Origin of the sequence: Moorena sp. SIO4E2 (assembly GCF_010671945.1) — a bacterium.
In the GTDB taxonomy this organism is placed as follows: Bacteria; Cyanobacteriota; Cyanobacteriia; order Cyanobacteriales; family Coleofasciculaceae; genus Moorena; species Moorena producens.
This window is the reverse complement of the sequence record NZ_JAAHIE010001238.1, coordinates 1-1,365: the sequence shown is the minus strand read 5'-3', so window position 1 is coordinate 1,365 and position 1,365 is coordinate 1. Positions and strand designations below refer to the sequence as shown.

The 1,365-nt window shown below is 42.7% G+C and carries 2 protein-coding genes; both read right to left on the bottom strand.

Translation table 11 applies throughout. From position 1 onward, the window contains the following. A partial coding sequence (locus F6K37_RS42535; protein ID WP_287257236.1) for a DUF1822 family protein occupies positions 1–643 on the bottom strand: 643 nt, incomplete at its 3' end. Positions 644–682: 39 nt separating this feature from the next. After that, positions 683–1,339 (bottom strand): hypothetical protein, encoded by a 657-nt coding sequence (locus tag F6K37_RS42530; RefSeq protein WP_287257235.1) that lies wholly within the window; start codon positions 1,337–1,339, stop codon positions 683–685. Between the last annotated feature and the right edge of the window lie 26 nt (positions 1,340–1,365).

Below are 1,365 nucleotides of genomic sequence, written 5' to 3'. Positions count from 1 at the left end.
GCCCTAAATCAAATAAATCAATCAGTTTACCTCGTTCTTGCTGGTCTTCGGTATTTCTAAATGCTGGTCTAAGTTTTGGAGACAGCAAATCGCTAACCGACTGCCAACCTACTTCAAAATTACCCTTCAACCATTCCAGTAAGTTCACGACATTTGATTCTAGCTCTGGTAATAGCTCTGGTAATTGGTTAATTAACTGCTCAAGAGAATCGATTTTACTAATATCCAAGCTTCCTCCCAGTGCAGTTTTGGAAAATCCTAGCAGTTTAGCTTGATTACTTGGTTTATGAATTTCTACCACCACATAACCAACTCGGTCTTGGCGACTTTCTGGTGGGATGTCACAAACTAGGTCACCAGGTAAAACAGGACGACATTCCAATTTTCCCCAACCTTTAACCATCAAATCGGATACATTCATTAGCGATCGCAGGGCTGGATTGCTGCTATCACTTGCTGCTAAATCAGTTTCTACTTCCAGACACTCTAAGTAGAAATTTACCGCATAAACCGCTAATGTATTTAGGTAAACGTCTTGAGCTTTATCCGGTTCGTGCTGTTCCCGACTAAAGGTTTCTGCTAGTTGATACCAATCTCTGGTAAGAGGCACAGAGAATGTTAATTTTTCCGTTAAGTTATTCATGGTTACTCTCTCGTCTATACATTGAATCTTATTTGTCAGTTATTCCTGCAAGTATTCCTTAAACCTGTCAGCAAAATACTTACAAGAGCGGCAGTAGAAACTTTGCACCGTTGAGGCTTGCTTTGGCTTTAACCCAACTGCTACAGCAGTCTGTTGCCAACTCTTCCGGTCAAGATATAAAAGAGCAATAGTTCTGAAGTTGGCCTGAGGATGTCCTTTAACGTGTCTGCTGGCAAACAGCCCATCAGAGTCTTCTTCAATACACTGACGTACAAGCTGTGAAGGTAACGGAGTGTCTTCTGGTTGGGCAACGGTTTCTAAATAGGTCATACCTGATTGATTGATCTTACCCCCATCGGAAGAGTTTATTGGTGCATCTAGTGAGTACTCCTTTCCCCCTTTGGTATGTCGTTTATTGCCATCAATCAACCGTCTCTTGAGGACGTAATTGACCCAGTTAATCACCGGAGCTCTCGGTTCATAAGTGTCAATTTTTTTTAACACATACAACAAAGTCTCTTGAAGTGCATCATCGTAAACCTCCTGAGGAGTGTCAAATCTCCTGCGAGATAATTTGCCGGATGCTTGAATCATGTGAATCAGCCGGGTCAGGGCTAGACGACGGCCACGGCTTTTTGGGGGATGCTTTTGAGCTTCCAAAGCTAGCTGTTGTAGTCGTTCCTCCAGTTCGTTCATGGGTTAACTCCATCTCAATCCATCTC